Here is a 17,180-nt window from a genome sequence, read left to right as displayed (position 1 = left end):
ACCCAAGCGTGGCTTGTCGCGCACAGGGTGCGCTCCCACAGGAGGGGAAACGAAGGACAAAGAAAAGCCCGCCGTAGCGGGCTTCAAGGGTCTCCCCTGTGGCGGGTGCTCTGAGGCCACCTTCGCCAGGCCTGTCCGGCAGCACACCGGATCAGGCGAATTCCAGCTCCACCCGCGTGACCATCATGCCGCGCTCGCGCAGGGCGCCGTTCATGCTCTGCTTGAGGCGCGAGCCCAGGTCGCGGCGATCGGCGCTGAACGCCTCCGGCTCGTCGCGCAGCGCCGCCAGGGCGCCGCCACGGATCAGCTGGTCGGCATGATCGATCACTGCGTCGGCCCGTTCCGGCTCCAGCACCTGCCAGTACACCGTGCCACGCACGTCGTGGGCGTCGGCCAGCAGCTCTTCGAAACGCAGCACCTGGCCGCTGAGGTCGATGCGGTGCTCCACGCGGTCGATCAGCGGGAGTGACATATGGGTACCTGGCTGCAGCAGGCGGTACGGCTTGCCTCGTCGGTAGAGGCTATGCACCTGGTCGGCCGGCACGCGCTTGATCGCGGCGACGAAAGTCGCGATCAAGGCCAGGACAACGAGTGTAATCAGGGCATTCATAATAAAATACAGCGAGTTATGTGTGTTTTCTTCGCAAGAACTGTAAGTTGATAGTACAGCTACTTGCACCCGTTTAGATTAATCCTTATTTAACGACATTCCTGCGCCCGCTTACAACCCAACTTTCGAGCTAAGTTGCTGATTTTGAGAACTTGCTGGCAGGCACCGTGGACATGCATTGATCTTGCCAACCGGCTGAGCGAGGTCAGGATTTCCCTTACAAATCGTTAACGGCGGCCGACACGCGGGCTTTAGGGTCGGCTATGGGACGCCGGCTCGCTCGCCGCTTGCGCCCAGAAAAAAAGCCACCCCGGCGTACCGGGGTGGCTGTTGGGCGAGGTCTTTGGGAAACGCCAGCTCGTCAGAACTTCCCGGCGCGAAAGTCGGCGATGGCCTGATGGATTTCCTCGGGCGTATTCATCACGAACGGCCCGTAGCGGGTCACCGCTTCATTGAGCGGATGGCCCGCCACCAGCAGGACGCGTGCCGCCGTATCGCGACCGGCGATGCGCAGTTCGCCATCGCGCGACAACACTGCCAATTCGCTGCGGGCGAGTGGCTGGCCKGCAACGTCGGCGTCCTTGCCATCGAACACATAGGCAAAGCCGGCGTGGCCTTCGGGCAGCGGTATGGTCACCGACGCACCGGGCTGCACGGCGATATCCAGATAGATCGGCTGCGTAACGATTTCCGCCACCGGGCCGGTCACGCCGCCAAACTCACCGGCGATCACTTTCACTTCGACGCCTTCCGCCGGGCGCGCGACCGGGATGCGCTCCGGTCCGATGTCCTGGTAGCGCGGCGCGATCAGCTTGTCCTTCGCGGGCAGGTTCACCCACAGCTGGAAACCCCACATCAGGCCATCTTCCTGCTCGGGCATTTCCGAATGCAGGATGCCGCGGCCGGCGGTCATCCACTGCACGCTGCCCGGCACCAGATCGCCGCTGTTGCCGTGGTTGTCGTGGTGCTTCATGTGCCCGGCGAGCATATAGGTCACGGTTTCAAAGCCGCGATGCGGATGCTCGGGAAAACCGGCGATGTAATCGCCCGCCTGGTCGGAACGAAACTCGTCCAGCAACAGGAACGGGTCGAGCATGTCCAGGCCGGGCTGGCCGATGACGCGCTTGAGCTTCACACCCGCGCCGTCGGAGGTGTCGATGCCGCGGATGCGGCGAACAATGCTGCGCTCAGTCATGGCTGTCTCCAGAAAGTGGACTGCCAACATGATGGCGCTGCGGCGGCTCAAGCCCAAGACGCGTGGGTGGAACGGATTGTTTCCTTCGAGAGCGGCGAGGGGCCAGCCCCTCGCTCAATGCACCCAATGCCCGCTGCGCTGACGCGGCGGCACCGACGACGGTTCCTTTTCCTCGACCGGGCGCACGGCGGCTTCGACTTCCGCCTCGCTCACCGGATGCTCGTTCCAGTAATGATTCACCGCACCGAGCACGGCGGGCACCTGCGACAGGCACTCGTCGTATTCATCGTCGCTGAGCTTTTCGAATTCCGCGTCGGCGTTGAGGATGCCCTCGTCCACCGCCAGCGCCATCACCGGACCGAGCATTTCCATCAGCTGCGGATCGTCCGCCAGGCGCTTTTCCCATAGCCCCGCGCGCAGGTCGATGCCGCGGCTGAAACCCTCGCACCAGCCGGCAGCGGAAAGCACCGGGCCGGTTTCGGTATCCACTTCACCGAGGATGGGCTCATAGGCTTCGACCTCGAGTTCGGCGGTGATCGAATCGTTGAGCTTGGCCAGCAGCGCCAGCACGCGATTGCCTTCGTTTTCGTCGGTGAAGGGTTCGTGCAGTACTTCGGGCAGCCACTCTTCGGGCAATACCAGCGTCGGGCCCACCGCCAGCGCGGAGAGCAGGCCATGCACGCCATCGAGCAGCAGGTCGTCCTCGCCGACATGGCCGCGCAGGTATTGGTCCAGCTCGTCGAGTTCGTCGTCGCCTAGCGAACTGGGCCACTCGGTCTTGGGTGTATTCATCCGTTGCCTGTTTGTGATGCTGTGTTACTTCAGATATCCAGCTCAACCGTTACCGGCGTGTGATCGGAGGGGCGTTCCCAGGTTCGCGGCGTGCGGTCGATGGTGGCCGTTTTTGCCGCGGATTTGAGGGCGTCGCCGATCAGGATCAGGTCGATGCGCAGGCCCATGTTGCGCCGGAAGGCTGCCTGACGGTAGTCCCACCAACTGAAGTGTTCACCGGCCGGCTCGAACAAGCGGAAGCTGTCGTGCAGGCCCAGTTCGGTGATGCGCTTGAGCGCCTCGCGCTCGGGCGGCGAACACAGGATGTCTTCGCCCCAGGCGACCGGGTCGTACACGTCGCGATCGTCCGGCGCGATATTGAAATCGCCCAGCACCACCAGGTTCGGGTGACGTTCGATTTCCCGCGCCAGGAACTCGCGCATCTTGGCCAGCCAGTCGAGCTTGTAGGCGTATTTTTCATCGCCCACGGCCTTGCCGTTGACCACGTACAGATCCACCACGCGCACGCCGCCGATGGTGGCCGCAAGAATGCGCCGCTGCGGGTCGTCGAGGTTCGGGATATCGGTGACCACGTCCTCAAAGTCGCCCTTGAGGTCGGCCTTCGCCAACAAGGCCACGCCGTTGTAAGTCTTCTGGCCGGAAAACACCGCGCGGTAACCGGCCGCGGCCAATTCATCCACCGGGAACTTGTGGTCCTCCAGTTTGGTTTCCTGCAGCGCGACCACATCCGGTTGCGCATCGGCCAGCCACTGCGTGAGGTGCGGAATGCGCACCTTCAGCGAGTTCACGTTCCATGAGGCGATTTTCATGGGGGCATTGTAAGCGATGACTGGAGAGACGCCGCCGCCCTCGCGGGCGGCGGCATGCATCAAGCCAGACCGTGACTCTTCAACAACGCCTCGGGCTCGGGTGCACGGCCGCGAAATGCGATGAAACTCTCGATCGCCGGGCGGCTGGCGCCCACCGCGAGTATCTCCTGGCGGAAGCGGTCGCCGGTGGCGCGGTCGATGACGCCGTGTTCCTCGAACTCACCGAAGGCATCGGCGCTGAGCAGCTCGGCCCACAGGTAACTGTAGTAACCGGCGGCGTAGCCGCCCGCAAAGATGTGCGAGAAGGCATGCGGGAAACGCTGCCAGGCCGGCGGATGCAGTACGGCCACGTCGTGACGCACCTCTTCCAGCACTTCCAGCGTGCGTGCGCCCTGGTTCGGGTTGTATTCCAGGTGCAGGCGGAAATCGAACATGGCGAACTCGAGCTGGCGCACCAGGAACAGGCCGGCGTGGAAGTGGCGAGCCGCCAGCATGCGCTGGAACAATTCGTCCGGCAGGCGTTCGCCGGTTTCGTAGTGGCGCGCGAACAGATCGAGCGCTTCGCGGTTCCAGCCGAAGTTCTCCATGAACTGGCTGGGCAGTTCCACCGCATCCCATTCGACGCCGTCGATGCCGCCGATGGACGGCAGCGCGATTTCGGTCAGCAGGTGATGCAGGCCGTGGCCGAATTCGTGGAACAGGGTGAGCACATCGTCATGCGTGAGCAGCGCAGGGCGGCCTTCGGTGGGGGGCGCGAAATTGCAGGTGAGGAAGGCCACCGGCAGCTGCTCATTGTCACCGTCGCGGAAGCGCGCGCGGCAGACGTCCATCCACGCGCCGCCGCGTTTGCCGGTGCGAGCGTAGAGATCGACGTAGGCACCGGCAAACACCCGGCCATCGGCATCGCGCACGTCGTAGTAGCGCACGTCCGGATGCCACACATCGACATCTTCGCGAACGCTCAGCGTGATCCCATACAAACGCTGGGTGAGGCCGAACAGGCCTTCGATCACGGAAGGCAGCGGGAAGTAGGGCTTGAGCTGCTCTTCGTCGAGGTCGTACTGCTGCTGGCGCAGTTTCTCCGAGGCGTAGCCGACGTCCCAGGATTCGAGGTTGTCGAGCTTCAGTTCGTTGGTGGCGAACTCGCGCAGGCCGTTGAGTTCGTTGCGCGCGACCGGCTTGGCGCGGTTGGCGAGGTCACGCAGGAACTCCATCACCTCGGTGGGCGAAGCGGCCATCTTGGTGGCGAGTGATTCCTCGGCGGCATTGGCGAAGCCGAGCAGCTGCGCCGCTTCATAGCGCAGCGCCATGATGCGATCGATGCGGCCGCTGTTGTCGAACTTGCCGGCCTGCGGGCCCTGGTCGGACGCACGCGTCTGGTAGGCCCAGTACACGCGTTCGCGCAGGCCGCGGTTGTCCGCGTAGGTGAGCACGGCCTGGACACTGGGCTGCTTGAGCGTGACCAGATAGCCGTCGAGGTTCTGCTCCTTGGCGTACTGGCGCAGCACGGCGCGGCCGGAGTCGGGGATGCCGGCCAAGTCGCGTTCGTCGGTGATGTGTTCGTGCCAGGCATCGGTGGCGTCGAGCACGGCGTTGGAGAATTCAGTGGAGAGGCGACTCAGCTCGACGCCGATCTCGCGATAGCGGGAGCGTGCGGGTTCTTCCAGCGCCACGCCGGACAGACGGAAATCGCGCAGCGCATGTTCCACCAGCGCGCGTTGCGGGCGCGACAGGCGGGGGAAGTCCGGCGCATCGGCCAGTGCCTGCACCGCCTGGTAGAGCTCACGGTTCTGGCCCACTTCGATGGCGTGGTCGGTGAGCCTTTCCTCTGCCGGTCCATACACTTCGCGCAATGCTTCGCTGTCCGCCACGGAATGCAGGTGGCCCACCGGCGCCCAGGCGCGCGCCAGGCGCTGCTCCAGTCGCTCCTGGGTGAGCATGACGCTGTCGAAATCGTGCGGCGCGTTGGCGCCGGTCAGCGCTTCGATGCCGGCGCGGTATTCGGCCAGCAAGGTATCGATGGCAGGCGTGACATGCTCGGGGCGGATCTGCGAAAACGCCGGCAGTGCGTCGTCGGCCAGCAGCGGATTGGTGTTTTCCATGGTGTCTCCTGAACGCCCGGCCTGCCGATGGCGGGTCTGCGGACTGCCGTCAGCGTGGCGACCCGGGTGGGCGAAATCAAGCCGCCGCCGTTCCCCATCGTCACGATTTGTCACATCCGGGCCCGTACCATGCCGCGCCATGTCCAAGCCCGATTTTTCCGCCCTCCTGCGTCGAAGCGATGTGTTCGGGCACCTGGGGGAGGAGGCGCTGGCTGCGCTGCTCCCTGAACTCCAATGGTTTTCCCTGCCGGGCGGTCGCACCTTGTTCAAACAGGGCGATCCGGCCGACGCGCTCTATTTCGTCGTGCGTGGCAGCCTGGGCGTGTTTGACGGGCCCACCGAACGGGTACGCCTGGTGGCAGCGGGCGACAGCATTGGAGAGATCGCGCTGATCACCGGCGAGGGGCGGCACCATACGGCGAGGGCGCTGCGCGACAGCGAGCTGCTGCGCCTGGACCTTGCCGCCTACGAGGCGCTGATCCAACGCCATCCGCAGGCCATGCTGGGTGTGGCGCGGGTGGCCATCGGCCGACTGCAGGAACGGATGCGTGGCGACGAAAGCCCCGGCAATGCACGCACCTTTGCCTTGTTGCCGGCGAGTGCCGAGGTCCCTGCCCGCTCGCTGGCCATGCAGCTGGCGATGGAACTGGAACGCTGGGGCAGCTGCGTGGTGATCGACGCCGAACACGGCGCCGGACGCGGCAGCGACTGGTTTGCCGAGCGCGAAGCGCAGGCTCGTTTCGTGATCTATCTGGATAGTGTCGGGGATCCTTTGTGGCGCCAGCGCTGCCTGCGTCAGGCCGACGTGCTGCTGCTACCCACCCTGGCTGCGCAGCCCGCGCGTCCGTGGCCGGAGGCCGCGCCGATGGACCCGTCGCGGACTGGGCATCGTCCACGGCACCTGATTTTGCTGCATCCGGGCCGCCAGCCGGCGCTGGGTGCGGCGCAACGCTGGCGCGCGGAGTTCAGCGGCGACATCCAGCATCACCATGTCGGCGGTGGCGCCGACCTGGCGCGACTGGCGCGCGTGATCAGCGGCAACGCGCGGGGGCTGGTGCTAGCCGGTGGCGKCGCGCGCGGGGTGGCGCACCTAGGCGCGCTGCGGGCACTGTACGAAGCGGGACATACGTTCGATGCCGTGGGCGGTACCAGTATCGGCGCGATCATCGGCGCCAGCGTAGCCGCCGGCTGGGAACTGGACGCGACCATCGAGACTTTGCGCCGTGCGTTCGTGCAAGGACGTCCACTGTCCGATTGGACCGTGCCCATCGTGGCGCTCACGCGCGGTCGCCGCGCCGCCCTGATGCTGCGCCGCGCTTTCGGCGCACTCGATATCGAAGACCTGGCGCTGCCGTTTTTCTGCGTGTCCACCTGCCTTTCCGGCGGAGGCATGACGGTCCATCGCGAAGGGCCGCTGTGGCTCTGGCTGCGCGCGTCCAGCGCGATTCCCGGTGTGCTGCCGCCGGTGTTGCAACAGGGCCGTGTGTACGTGGACGGCGCCCTGGTCGACAACCTGCCCACCGACGTGATGGCGGAGGACGGCCTGTCCCACATCACCGCGATCGATATCCGCGCGGAAATCTCCCTGCTCACCACGGCCGAGGAATTTGCCACGCCGCCGTGGTGGCAGCTGTTGCTGGGCCGGCAGGAAATCCAGCGTCCGGGCCTGGTTTCCACCCTGGTGCGCGCGGCCATGGTCAACAGCGAAGGCCCCAGCGAGCACCGCCGCGACCGCGCCGACCTGCTGCTGACGCCGCCGCTGGAACACATCGGCATGCTCGACTGGAAAGATTGGGAGCGGGCGATGGAGGCGGGGTATCAGTACACAAGGAAGATGCTGGAAGAGCAGTCGTAGCGCACACCTGCTGGGAGAACACCTTGTGGGAGCGCACCCTGTGCGCGACAAGACTTACCTCAGGGTCACTGCTGGCGACGAGCAGGTAGGCATGTTGGCCGCGCACCGCTGCGCCCAGTCGCGCACAGGGTGCGCTCCCACAGGGCACTGCGCGGTACCATAGAACGATGGATCCTCTACGCAAATACAAGGGCATCTGGCCCACCCTGCATCAGCGCGTTTACGTCGACCCCGCTTCCACGATCATTGGCGCGGTCGAATTATTCGATGACGTGTCGATCTGGCCCGGCGCCGTATTGCGCGGCGACGTTAACTTCATCCGCATCGGCGCGCGCACCAACGTGCAGGATGGCGCGGTGGTGCACGTCACCCACGACGGCCCGTACTCGCCTGGCGGCGTGCCCACGATCATCGGCGAAGGCGTCACCATTGGCCATGGCGCGGTCATTCATGCCTGCACCATCGAGGACTACTGCCTGATCGGCATGCACGCCACGGTGCTAGACGGCGCGGTGGTGAAGAAGCACGGCTTCGTGGGAGCGGGCACGGTGATTCCGCCGGGCAAGGTGGTGGGTGAGGGTGAGCTGTGGGTGGGCAATCCGGCCCGTAAAGTGCGCGTGCTCAGTGATCAGCAGATCGAGCAGCTGCACTACTCGGCGGATCACTATGTGCGCATGAAAGACGATTACCTGGCCGCGCAATGACGGCGTCGCGTCGCGTGCTGTTCCTGTGCAGCCGGCATCGGCTGCGTAGTCCGACTGCGGCTGCGGTGTTTGGCGCTTGGCCGGATCTGGAAGTCGATTCGGCGGGGCTCGCGAGCGATGCGGAAACGCCGCTCTCTGCCGATCAACTCCAATGGGCAGAACTCATCGTGGTGATGGAGCAATCGCACCGCCGCAGGCTGCAATCGCGTCACGCGGCGCATCTGCGTGGCAAGCGAGTGGTGTGCCTGGATATCCCCGATCGCTACGACTTCATGCAGCCCGAACTGGTCGAGCTGCTGCTTCAAAAGGCGGGGCCGTTGTTGCGATGAGGCGATTTACAACATCGACCCATTGCTAGCCGACTGCTGCTGCGCCTGCATCGCTGCAGCGCGCGCTTCGTCCTGGCGGATCTGGATCTGGCGCTGGGCGTCGAGTTTGCCGCCCAACAGCGAAAGGATGTAGTTGGTGCTGTCGAACTCGCGCAGCAGCGAGAGTTCGCGCTGGGCGTCGTCGAGGTTGTTGTTGTTGATGGCGCGTTCCACGTCAGCCGATGCGGTCGGGAAAGCCTCGTGCAGCTCGTCGAGCGCCACTTTGTTTTGCGGATCGAGCTGCAGCACGCTGAGGTAGAACTCATAGGCGTTGCTGCCGGCAGGCGCGACCAGACGCTTCTCGCTGACGGCCGTCTTGGCCAGGTCGAGCAGGATGCCCACGCCGCTATCGTCCTTGCCCGAAGCCGAACCGTCAGTGGCGGCGGCCGTGTTGGCGCCTGAAGCCGAGCCGGCTTTCGGCCACAGATAGATACCGCCGCCCACAACGGCAAGCGCGATCAAGGATATGGCGACGATCACGCGCTGGCGTGGCGCGAGGGTAGCGAGACGAGACATGGCACCGTTGCATCGATGAAACCCGCGCACAGGCGCGCCTGCCTTCAGGCGTCCCGGCGGAACTGTGTCACATTATCGATACATCATGTCAGCGATGTGACTCACCAGACTCACCACGCGTATGGACGTCCGCACGGCCAAGCGCCTAGCTGAAATGACCGCCGGTGATGCGGCCATCCTTGTCCAGCTCGGCGTAGTAGCGGCTGTAGTTGCTGCGGTATTCCAAGGTGGTGATGGTGCCTGGCAGTACCAGCTGCACATCCGGATACGCCGCGCGAAACTGCTGCGGCGTGGGATGGGTGGCGATGAAAGCATCGAATGCCTTCATGTCGGTGACATAACCATGCACGGGCGCAGGCATGGCAGGCGTCGAAGCCTGGCACGCGCCCAGGACCAGCGCGAGCGCAAGAACGGCAGGGGCGATCAGACGCGGCATGACGACACTCCGTGAGGGGCCGTGCCGATTATGCGCTCTCGTCCCTGCGTACTCGCATTACAGACGGAACTCGATGCGCTGACGCATCTGCAACGCCACCGGTTTGCCGTCCTGGGTCCCCGGTGTGAACTGCCAGCGCGACACCGCACCGAGTGCCGCGCGGTCGAACACGTACTTGGGATCGGCATCGGCCACGGTGGCGCCGATCACCGAGCCATCCGGTTCCACGGTGAAGGTGACATCGACCCAACCCTGGCGACGCGTGCGCTTGGCATCCGGCGGATAAGCCGGTTCCACGCGATGGGTAAGCACGGGCGCGCTGGTGCCGTTTGCATCGGCCACCGCGGCAGCGGGTACGGGTGCCGGCGCGCGGGCGCGCATGGCTGACTTCGGCGCAGCCTCCACCGTGGTCGATTCGACATTCAACTGTGCAATCGCCCGTTCGCCGGGTGTCATCGCATTGCCGGGTTTGGCCGGCGCCACCGATGGCGGCGCGGTGGTCGGCGCGGGCGCAGGTGCGGCAGTGACGCTCGGCGCCAGAGGAGCTGCCGTCGGTGTCTTGATAGTGGCGGCCGGCGACGGCTCGCGGCGATTGGATTGCTGGGCCAGCTGAGCTTGCTGGGCCGCCTGCTGCGCAGCCGCCGTGCGTTGCGCCTGCAACTTGGCCTGCAACAGAGTGAGCGTGTAGTTCCGCGGATCGGCGCGCGCCAGCAGTTCGATCTGCCGCTGGGCCTCGGCATCGTCGCCTGCATCGATGGTCTGTTCGGCCGCATGCGCGGCAAACGGAAAGATTTCCCGCAACGCATCCTGCGCCACGCGATTACCCGGTTCGCGCTTGAGCACGGCCAGATAAAGCTCGAAAGCATTGCTTCCGGCGGGCGCCAGCAAGCGCTGGGCCGCGATGGCATCGCGTGCGTGCTGCAGCAACTCATCCGTGCCGATGCCTGCGCGGATCACCGGGCCGGCGGCGGCCACCACCTGCTGCGGCGATGGCTGATCAGCGTCGTCGCCGTGCTTGATCTGCCAATAGATGACGCCTCCTGCCGCCGCGATGAGCACGATGAGGATCAACAGGCTGTAGCGGGCTACACCTTGGGCACGACGACTCGACGAAGCGGGGGACATGGGCCACACATGGATGAAGGAAGCCGGCGCGCCAGCTGGGCGCGCAAGCTTAGAGGCGTCATGTTGCGGTGATGTTGCCCCGCATCAGCGGACGTGACGCAGTTCACACCTTGGCCGTGTCGGTCAGACCGTATGAACTGCGCCGTCCTTCATCAATGCCCCGGCAGCAGGCTGCTGTCCGGCGAACCATCCGGATGGGCAAACCACGATACGCGGTTGCTGCCATCGGGGCAGCCCTTGCCCGCGTTGGTGCTCGCCACGACGCCAGCCTGGGTGGTGAGCGATGCACGGTAGCAGCTGCCCAGCGTGTCGTGGAAGGCGAACGACTGCGAACTCTGTTGACCGCTATGGCTGCTCAGGTTGCCGCCGGCATCGAACACCAGGGTGTCCTGGGTATCCACCGTATTGTCGACATCGGCGCCATAGAGGGTGAGGCCGAGCAGGCGCAGCTCATCGCGCTGGCGATAGCCCTGGTGCACGGTCGAGGCCGCGCTGGTGCTGCCATCGCTCGCCAGCTGCTGGTTGTAGTCGAGCGAGAAGGGATAGTTGAAATGCGCCTGTCGCTCCGCCGTCAGGAAGTTGCCCAGGCGGCTCTGGCTGCTGCTGTCGGACCAGGTGCGCTGCGCGGTCTGCTGGCGATAGACCGTGCTGTTGATGGCGAAGGTTTGCGTGTCGTCGAAGCCGGTGTTCTGCGTCACCGTGCTGGTGACGCGTCCGTGCGAGGTGTTCGCATAGCCTTCGATCACAAAGTGGCGGTCGAGCTTGGTGGTGATGCTGCCGCTGAGGTCGCCATTGCTCGCAGTGGCGAGCGTGCTTGCGATCGTCGGCGTCGCCGGCTGGCCGACCAGCGTGTTGCGGGTGATCTTGCCGGTCACTTGTTTGGCGTGCGCATCGCGATACACCAGCAGTGTCGCCGTTGCGGCAAAGTAGCTGTTGGCGCCAGCCACCTGCACGGCCACTTCATGCGGCTTGCCGTCGCTCAGCTGGCCGGCGAACGGCGTGAGGTCGACGCGATAAGGCAGGAAGTTCAACGTCTGCACGCCCGGCGTGGGGCGCCAGAGGTAAGGATCGATGCCACCGGTATAGACCCACGGATAGACCGGCGCCACGCCGGCCGCCTGGCCGTCGATGCTGATCTGTGCCTCGCGGAAATTGCCGCCGCCGCATTCGTTGGTTTCCGAGGCATACGCGTCGGGCACGCAGGTGTACCAGAACTCGTCGCCGCTCTGGCTCTGGGTGAACACGTCCAGATACGCGCGCTCGACATTGGTCGGCAAAGTCAGCGTGCGCGCCAGCTTGTCGGTCGAGGTGTTGAGCGTCGCCGTGCTGCCCACCGGATCGCTGCCCAGCGGATACACCGCGTCGGGCACCTCCGCCGCGCGGGCGCGTACCGACGCCGGATAGAACAGCAGGCGCGCCGTGCCATGGATCACGCCGGTGTAAGTGTCGTTCACCAGGTTGCCGATGATGGCCTGCCCTTGTCCCGCGTTGCGCAGCAGGGCGGCGTAGTCGGTGAGGTCGCGCTCCACATGCCATGCGGGCGACACCGTGGCCGACGGTTCCTGGGTGGTGCCGAAGTAGAGGTTCACGCCGCCCAGCCAGAGCGTTGCGGTGCGGTCGTACTGGCGGCCGGCGGTGACCGAGAAGTCCGCCTCCAGCACTACCTTCGACCATGCGCCGGGGCACGAGGTCGGCGGCGCATAGCTATAGGGGCGGGCGTTGAAATCATCGAAGGCGACATTGCTGAACAGCGTCACCACACAGGGCTGGCCTGGCGGCCGTGGCACGGTCGGATCGGCGGTGGCCACATTGCTTGAACCCACCACCGGATCGGCGGCGGCTTGCGCGGTGAATCCCAGCGCCAGCGTTGCCGCCAGCGCAGCAGCCGCCCCAAGGCGGACCAGTCCCTCAGGCACCATGACGTTCTCCCCGTGATGTGCCCCCTGAGTCGCGCAAACTAGCACGGTCCAGCCACCCCAGACGTCTAGGCGTCCACAGTCTGCGCATGTAAGTTCTTGCGCCGCTTCAGCGAGATGAAGACGGCGTCAGTTGACGCGCGTCGCAGCCTCAAGCGCGGCCAGATAAGCCAACGCGTGGTCGCGCGAAGCGCCGCACATCGACGCTTCTGGCCGCAGGCCCGAACACACTGCGGGGCGCTCTGGCCGACCGAAGATGGCGCAGCGGTTGTCGTCGTTCAGTTGCGCGCAACGCACGCCGGCGGGCTTGCCGTTGGGCATGCCGGGAATCGGCGAAGAAATCGACGGCGCGATACAGCAGGCGCCGCAGCCGACCCGGCAGGTGGGCGCGTTCGCCGCGGATGCCGGGCGCTGCATGATCACTCGCTCACCCGTACTGCTTGCGCAGTTCGGCGTAGACCGGGTCGGTATCGGGACGCTGGCCATGCCAAAGCTCGAAGGTATCGGCAGCGGTTTCGATCAGCATGCCCAGGCCATCGAACGCGTAGCGCGCGCCGGCGGTGCGTGCCCAGGCGAGAAAGCTGGTGGCGGCTACGCCATAGGAAAGGTCATAGCAGAGCGCGCGATTGCCGACGATGGCGAACGGCAGATCCAGCGACTTGCCCAGCACGCCGGCCGAGGTCGAGTTGATGATCAGGTCGAACGCGCCGAGGCCGGCGAGATCCTCCCAGTAGCGCGTGTGTGCACGCGCCGGATCGCCGATGGCATCGGCCAGCGCATCGGCCGTGTCCGGCGTGCGGTTGACGATGGTCAGGGTGTGCACGCCGGCATCGAGCAGCGCCCACGCCACGCCATGCGCCGCGCCGCCGGCGCCGAGCAACAGGGCGGTGTGGCCGCGCAGATCCACGCTGTGCCGTTCGGCGATGTCGCGCACCATGCCGTCGCCGTCGGTGTTGTGGGCGGCGATGCGGCCATCGGGCAGCGGCGTGAGCACGTTGGCTGTGCCGGCGCGCGTGGCCGCGACGCTGCGCTCATGGGCCATCGCGTAAGCGGCCGTCTTGTGCGGCAAGGTCACGTTGGCGCCGCGGCCGCCGTTGGCGAAGAACGAGCGCATCGTCGCTTCAAAGTCTGCCGGCGCGGCGTCGATGGTGCGGTATTCCAGGTCAATGCCGAACTGGYGCGCGAACGACTGGTGAATCTGCGGCGACAGCGAATGGCTGATGGGGTGGCCAAACACCGCGAACTGTCCTGCACTCATGCGCGCTCCTGATGAAAGTCGATGCCGCCAATGGCGGCTCCCGGTCGGACCGGGACGTCCATTTTACCCGCCGCAGGCCTTGTCCGGTGGGGCATCGCAGGTTTTGAGATCGGCTCCGCGCAGGCTTTGCCCCATACCGATCACGGAACACGACCATGCGCCCGACCAATCGCACAGCCCATCACGAACGCCTGCTTGGTGCCGCCCTGCTATGGCTGCTGGCTGGCGCGGCCTTGCTGCTGACCACGCTGGTCCCGCTGCATACCGATGCGTGGGGCTGGACGCCTGCGTTCTGGCTGATTGGCGCACCACTGGTGGTCCTGCTGGCGCTGGAGCCGTCGCTGCCCCGCCAGCTGCTTGGCCTGCGGTTTCGCTCGCGCCGCCGCCCGGCGTCGGCGCTGATCTGGAACTGACGCGACAACGAATTCACTTGGCAGTGGATGCCGCGGCAGGAAGGCCGTGGCGTGGGGCTCCGTGCGACGGCCTGGGATGGCTGGGCACCTCGCTGGAGCGGCGCGACGGATCGCGCCCGCGTGACGGCAGCTCAGGGACGGGCTGCCGGTATCACCCCACTGCTGTTGCAGCTTTCTGTGGGAGCGCACCCTGTGCGCGACAAACCTACGGAGCGGCACATCGCCACGCCGCAGTCGCGCACAGGGTGCGCTCCCACAGTTGTCATTGTGCTCAGTCAGTCTCGCCGGCGCGCTTGCGTTCCATGCGCCGCAGAAACTCCTGCATGATGCGGCGATAAAGCGCCTCGCCCAGATGCTCGTCTTCCACGCCGTGATCGATCGACGGGTTGTCATTCACCTCGATCACCACCGGCTTGTTGCCCACGCGCTTGATGTCGACGCCATACAAGCCATCGCCCACCGCCTGGGTGGCCTTGAGCGCCAGCTTCACCACGTCGGCCGGCGCGTGCTCGATCGGGATGGTTTCCGAGTCGCCCGTCTTCGATGCGCCCTTGGCGCCGTGGTTGTAGATCTGCCAGTGCCCGCGCGACATGAAGTATTTGCAGGCGTACAACGCCTCGTTGTTGAGTACGCCGATACGCCAGTCGAACTCCGTGAAGACAAACTCCTGCGCCAGCAGCAGCGCACTGTGCTGGAACAGTTCGGCACTGGCCTTGTTGAGCGCGGACTCGTTTTCCACCTTGACCACGCCACGCGAGAACGAACCGTCGGGGATTTTAAGCACCAACGGATAGCCGAGTTTTTCCGAGAGCTCTTTGAGGCCCTTGGCGTCGTCGCGGTAGAGAATTTCAGTGCGTGGCACCGCGAGCTTGCGCGACACCATCAAGTCGTTGAGAAAAATTTTGTTCGTGCAGCGCAGGATCGAGGTGGGATCGTCCATCACCACCATGCTTTCTTTCTCCGCACGATGGGCGAAGCGGTAGGTGTGGTTGTCGCTGGCAGTGGTTTCGCGGATGAACAGGCCGTCGTACTCGGCCAATCGCTGGTAATCGTTCTTGCCGATCGGATCGACTTCGATGCCCAGTTCCTTGCCGGCGGCGATGAAGGACTTGAGCGCCTTCTTGTTCGACGGCGGCATTGCCTCGTGCGGATCGACCAGCATGGCGATGTCGTAGCGGAACTGCCTGCGCGCCTTGGGTTTGCGCCACAGCTTTTTGCTGAAGCGGTCGAGCTCTTCGGCAAAGGCATCTTCCTGGGCATCGTCCAGCGTGTGCAGGCCCACCGGCTTGATCGCGCTGATCTGCCACACGCGGTCGCGCTCGAACTCGATGCGCAGCAGTGGGCACGGGAACATTTCGAACACCTGGCGCGCAAGATCCTGCAGCGCCGGGTGGGCGGTCTGCCCAAAGTAGACCAGGATCCCGAAGTCGGTGGTGTCGCGTCCGCCAGCCGGCAGGAAGTGGGTGAGCTTGGCGCTCAGGTCCTCGATCTCCAGGCCGTACAGCGAGCGGCGGCGCAGGTCGTTTACCGTGCGCACGGAAGGCATCACGCGATGCCCGCGTGCCTCGGCCAGCAGCGACACGTAGTACCCGGTGCCCAGGTATTTGTAGCTGCGGCACATGTTGATGACGTGCGTGCGCTCGTCGTCCACACCGACGGGTTCGCGCAGGTAATCCATCGCCGTGACTACGTCCGCGGACGGGTAGTAGGAACTCCAGTCGGAGGCCTTCTCGACAACAAGCACGAGACGAGTCATGACACCTCTGTCAGATGGAACCGAGGAGTGTCGTCACGCGGGGAACGAGGCGGCACGGCGCAAGGGGCGCAGTTTGGCACATGGATCGCGCGGCACAAGGCGGGGTGCCAGGCCGGCTCATAGGCGGTTCAAGATTTGCCCGCATCGTTCCACGCTCCGGTCCCATCTTTGCCACTGCGGCACGCCCGCCGGTAGCCACGTCGCTCACCGCTACACGGCAAGGCCTGCACTTTTCGCTCACATCTTTCGCCGGCAGCGTGCCGAGATTGAACGGGTTGTGACCTGCGCCACAAGTCATCGTTGCCCCCGGGGAGTGTGGGGACTAGAGTGCCCGGCTTGTTTCATCGCGCCCGCGGGACCGCCCCTGATGACCCCCATGCCCGCGACCGCCGCCGTACGCGTGCGTCGTGCTGAACTCTCCGATCTGGATGACCTGGTTGCCCTGGAAGAGAGCAGCTTCGCCACCGATCGCCTCAGCCGGACCCAATACCGCCGCCACCTCGACAGCGAAAGCGCGCAAGTGCTGGTGGCCAGCGCCAACCACCGCAACTTTCTGGGCACGGCCGTGGTGTTCTTCCGCAAGGGGACCCAGGTAGCGCGCTTGTATTCCATCGCCACCAAGGCGGAAGCGCGAGGCAAAGGCGTGGGCTCCGCGCTGCTCGAAGCGGCGGAAAAACTTGCGCTGAGACGTCATCGCAAGGCGTTGAGGCTGGAAGTGCGCACGGACAACGAAGACGCGCTGCGGTTGTATGAGCGACTCGGCTACAAGCGCATTGGGCGTTATGCGCGCTATTACGGGGATGGGGCGGACGCTTGGCGGTATGAAAAGGTGTTGGACTGAGGGTTTGCTCGAGTTCATTGCCTTCGGCCGAGCTGGGTTGCTCGCCGTTACGTTTCATCTCAGGTGTCATGCTGGTGCGGCCGCGGTAGCTCGTCATTTTGGCGAGCGCGGTTTCTGTTGCTCGTCCCAGTGCACCCCACAAGAGGGGGGCTAGGCCGGAGACGTTCTTCAACAGCCGAATGGCTGGTCATCAAGAGCTTCGGTGTTTCCTTGTCACCTTGAGGCCAGCGTGCCGCCTACGCGGCGGGCGTTTCGATCGGCTGCCGCCGCTCGAGTCACTTTTCTTTTGCTGGCCCAAAAGATCCCACGGGACTAGCTTCGCGTCGAAAGTAACCCAAAGAAAATGGCCTGATAACGCCGGCAGCATCGTGTTGGGATAAGCCCGAACGCTCGAGGCGCGTCGTTGTGGGACGACCTCCGAGGGTACACAGGGGATACTTCCAAGCGCTGCGCAACGCGCCCGAATCGCTGAGGACTTAAAGCC

Annotated in this window: 17 protein-coding genes; 5 read left to right on the top strand and 12 right to left on the bottom strand. The window is 65.2% G+C overall.

The annotated features are described in order from the left end of the window. Window positions 1-151: 151 nt before the first annotated feature. The 5 genes from AC1DMG_RS12690 to AC1DMG_RS12670 form a co-directional block, all read right to left on the bottom strand. Window positions 152-610, bottom strand: a complete 459-nt coding sequence (locus AC1DMG_RS12690; RefSeq protein WP_441601847.1) for an SPFH domain-containing protein — start codon at window positions 608-610, stop codon at window positions 152-154. A 361-nt stretch (window positions 611-971) separates the two neighbouring features. Beyond that, window positions 972-1,805, bottom strand: coding sequence for a pirin family protein (locus tag AC1DMG_RS12685; RefSeq protein WP_441601846.1), 834 nt, complete (start codon window positions 1,803-1,805; stop codon window positions 972-974). A 114-nt stretch (window positions 1,806-1,919) separates the two neighbouring features. Continuing rightward, on the bottom strand, window positions 1,920-2,597 hold the full coding sequence (locus AC1DMG_RS12680) for a YecA/YgfB family protein (protein ID WP_441601845.1): 678 nt from the start codon (window positions 2,595-2,597) through the stop codon (window positions 1,920-1,922). Window positions 2,598-2,626: 29 nt separating this feature from the next. After that, window positions 2,627-3,406: an exodeoxyribonuclease III gene (xth, locus tag AC1DMG_RS12675; protein WP_441601844.1), complete on the bottom strand. Its 780-nt coding sequence runs from the start codon at window positions 3,404-3,406 to the stop codon at window positions 2,627-2,629. A 59-nt stretch (window positions 3,407-3,465) separates the two neighbouring features. After that, window positions 3,466-5,508: a M3 family metallopeptidase gene (locus tag AC1DMG_RS12670; RefSeq protein ID WP_441601843.1), complete on the bottom strand. Its 2,043-nt coding sequence runs from the start codon at window positions 5,506-5,508 to the stop codon at window positions 3,466-3,468. A 139-nt stretch (window positions 5,509-5,647) separates the two neighbouring features. On the opposite strand from AC1DMG_RS12670, the gene AC1DMG_RS12665 reads away from it, so the two are divergent. The 3 genes from AC1DMG_RS12665 (at window position 5,648) to AC1DMG_RS12655 (ending at window position 8,396) form a co-directional block, all read left to right on the top strand. Continuing rightward, the gene (locus AC1DMG_RS12665) at window positions 5,648-7,363 is read left to right on the top strand and encodes a patatin-like phospholipase family protein (RefSeq protein ID WP_477180581.1); all 1,716 of its coding nucleotides are present in this window, start codon (window positions 5,648-5,650) and stop codon (window positions 7,361-7,363) included. A 167-nt stretch (window positions 7,364-7,530) separates the two neighbouring features. Then, window positions 7,531-8,067: a gamma carbonic anhydrase family protein gene (locus AC1DMG_RS12660; RefSeq protein ID WP_441601841.1), complete on the top strand. Its 537-nt coding sequence runs from the start codon at window positions 7,531-7,533 to the stop codon at window positions 8,065-8,067. Next, entirely contained in the window at window positions 8,064-8,396 is a 333-nt protein-coding gene (locus tag AC1DMG_RS12655) for a low molecular weight protein tyrosine phosphatase family protein (RefSeq protein WP_441601840.1), read from the top strand. The genes AC1DMG_RS12660 and AC1DMG_RS12655 overlap by 4 nt, the downstream gene beginning before the upstream one ends. A 6-nt stretch (window positions 8,397-8,402) precedes the next feature. On the opposite strand, the gene AC1DMG_RS12650 is transcribed toward AC1DMG_RS12655, so the two are convergent. From AC1DMG_RS12650 to aroE, 6 genes are all read right to left on the bottom strand, one after another. Then, a complete protein-coding gene (locus AC1DMG_RS12650) occupies window positions 8,403-8,951 on the bottom strand; it encodes a hypothetical protein (protein WP_441601839.1) in 549 nt (182 codons plus the stop codon). Between the two features lie 145 nt (window positions 8,952-9,096). Continuing rightward, on the bottom strand, window positions 9,097-9,387 hold the full coding sequence (locus AC1DMG_RS12645) for a hypothetical protein (RefSeq protein WP_441601838.1): 291 nt from the start codon (window positions 9,385-9,387) through the stop codon (window positions 9,097-9,099). 57 nt (window positions 9,388-9,444) lie between these two features. Beyond that, window positions 9,445-10,512, bottom strand: a complete 1,068-nt coding sequence (locus AC1DMG_RS12640) for an energy transducer TonB (RefSeq protein ID WP_441601837.1) — start codon at window positions 10,510-10,512, stop codon at window positions 9,445-9,447. 152 nt (window positions 10,513-10,664) lie between these two features. Further along, a complete protein-coding gene (locus AC1DMG_RS12635) occupies window positions 10,665-12,431 on the bottom strand; it encodes a peptide-N4-asparagine amidase (protein WP_441601836.1) in 1,767 nt (588 codons plus the stop codon). 126 nt (window positions 12,432-12,557) lie between these two features. Further along, window positions 12,558-12,845: a YkgJ family cysteine cluster protein gene (locus AC1DMG_RS12630; RefSeq protein WP_441601835.1), complete on the bottom strand. Its 288-nt coding sequence runs from the start codon at window positions 12,843-12,845 to the stop codon at window positions 12,558-12,560. Window positions 12,846-12,855: 10 nt separating this feature from the next. Next, window positions 12,856-13,686, bottom strand: a complete 831-nt coding sequence (aroE, locus tag AC1DMG_RS12625; RefSeq protein ID WP_477180580.1) for a shikimate dehydrogenase — start codon at window positions 13,684-13,686, stop codon at window positions 12,856-12,858. Window positions 13,687-13,841: 155 nt separating this feature from the next. Between aroE and AC1DMG_RS12620 the strand changes: the two genes are divergently transcribed. Then, window positions 13,842-14,099, top strand: a complete 258-nt coding sequence (locus AC1DMG_RS12620) for a hypothetical protein (protein WP_441601833.1) — start codon at window positions 13,842-13,844, stop codon at window positions 14,097-14,099. Between the two features lie 271 nt (window positions 14,100-14,370). Here AC1DMG_RS12620 and AC1DMG_RS12615 read toward each other — a convergent pair whose 3' ends face one another. After that, complete coding sequence (locus AC1DMG_RS12615) at window positions 14,371-15,855, bottom strand: RimK family protein (RefSeq protein ID WP_441601832.1); 1,485 nt, start codon at window positions 15,853-15,855, stop codon at window positions 14,371-14,373. A gap of 367 nt (window positions 15,856-16,222) precedes the next feature. On the opposite strand from AC1DMG_RS12615, the gene AC1DMG_RS12610 reads away from it, so the two are divergent. Then, window positions 16,223-16,696: a GNAT family N-acetyltransferase gene (locus AC1DMG_RS12610; protein ID WP_441601831.1), complete on the top strand. Its 474-nt coding sequence runs from the start codon at window positions 16,223-16,225 to the stop codon at window positions 16,694-16,696. Window positions 16,697-17,180: the final 484 nt, after the last annotated feature.

It is taken from the genome of Dyella sp. 01N36 (genome assembly GCF_056399745.1).
Note: the sequence above shows the minus strand (reverse complement) of the source record. Positions and strands in the feature narration are given on the sequence as shown.

What these genes read in the sequence shown, in the direction of transcription:
- AC1DMG_RS12655 (WP_441601840.1), top strand. Translation starts at nt 8,064, where the DNA reads ATGACGGCGTCGCGTCGCGTGCTGTTCCTGTGCAGCCGGCATCGGCTG.
- AC1DMG_RS12640 (WP_441601837.1), bottom strand. Translation starts at nt 10,512, where the DNA reads ATGTCCCCCGCTTCGTCGAGTCGTCGTGCCCAAGGTGTAGCCCGCTAC.
- AC1DMG_RS12660 (WP_441601841.1), top strand. Translation starts at nt 7,531, where the DNA reads ATGGATCCTCTACGCAAATACAAGGGCATCTGGCCCACCCTGCATCAG.
- AC1DMG_RS12620 (WP_441601833.1), top strand. Translation starts at nt 13,842, where the DNA reads ATGCGCCCGACCAATCGCACAGCCCATCACGAACGCCTGCTTGGTGCC.
- AC1DMG_RS12630 (WP_441601835.1), bottom strand. Translation starts at nt 12,845, where the DNA reads ATGCAGCGCCCGGCATCCGCGGCGAACGCGCCCACCTGCCGGGTCGGC.
- xth (WP_441601844.1), bottom strand. Translation starts at nt 3,406, where the DNA reads ATGAAAATCGCCTCATGGAACGTGAACTCGCTGAAGGTGCGCATTCCG.
- AC1DMG_RS12645 (WP_441601838.1), bottom strand. Translation starts at nt 9,387, where the DNA reads ATGCCGCGTCTGATCGCCCCTGCCGTTCTTGCGCTCGCGCTGGTCCTG.
- AC1DMG_RS12635 (WP_441601836.1), bottom strand. Translation starts at nt 12,431, where the DNA reads ATGGTGCCTGAGGGACTGGTCCGCCTTGGGGCGGCTGCTGCGCTGGCG.
- AC1DMG_RS12610 (WP_441601831.1), top strand. Translation starts at nt 16,223, where the DNA reads ATGACCCCCATGCCCGCGACCGCCGCCGTACGCGTGCGTCGTGCTGAA.
- AC1DMG_RS12690 (WP_441601847.1), bottom strand. Translation starts at nt 610, where the DNA reads ATGAATGCCCTGATTACACTCGTTGTCCTGGCCTTGATCGCGACTTTC.
- AC1DMG_RS12680 (WP_441601845.1), bottom strand. Translation starts at nt 2,597, where the DNA reads ATGAATACACCCAAGACCGAGTGGCCCAGTTCGCTAGGCGACGACGAA.
- AC1DMG_RS12650 (WP_441601839.1), bottom strand. Translation starts at nt 8,951, where the DNA reads ATGTCTCGTCTCGCTACCCTCGCGCCACGCCAGCGCGTGATCGTCGCC.
- AC1DMG_RS12615 (WP_441601832.1), bottom strand. Translation starts at nt 15,855, where the DNA reads ATGACTCGTCTCGTGCTTGTTGTCGAGAAGGCCTCCGACTGGAGTTCC.
- AC1DMG_RS12670 (WP_441601843.1), bottom strand. Translation starts at nt 5,508, where the DNA reads ATGGAAAACACCAATCCGCTGCTGGCCGACGACGCACTGCCGGCGTTT.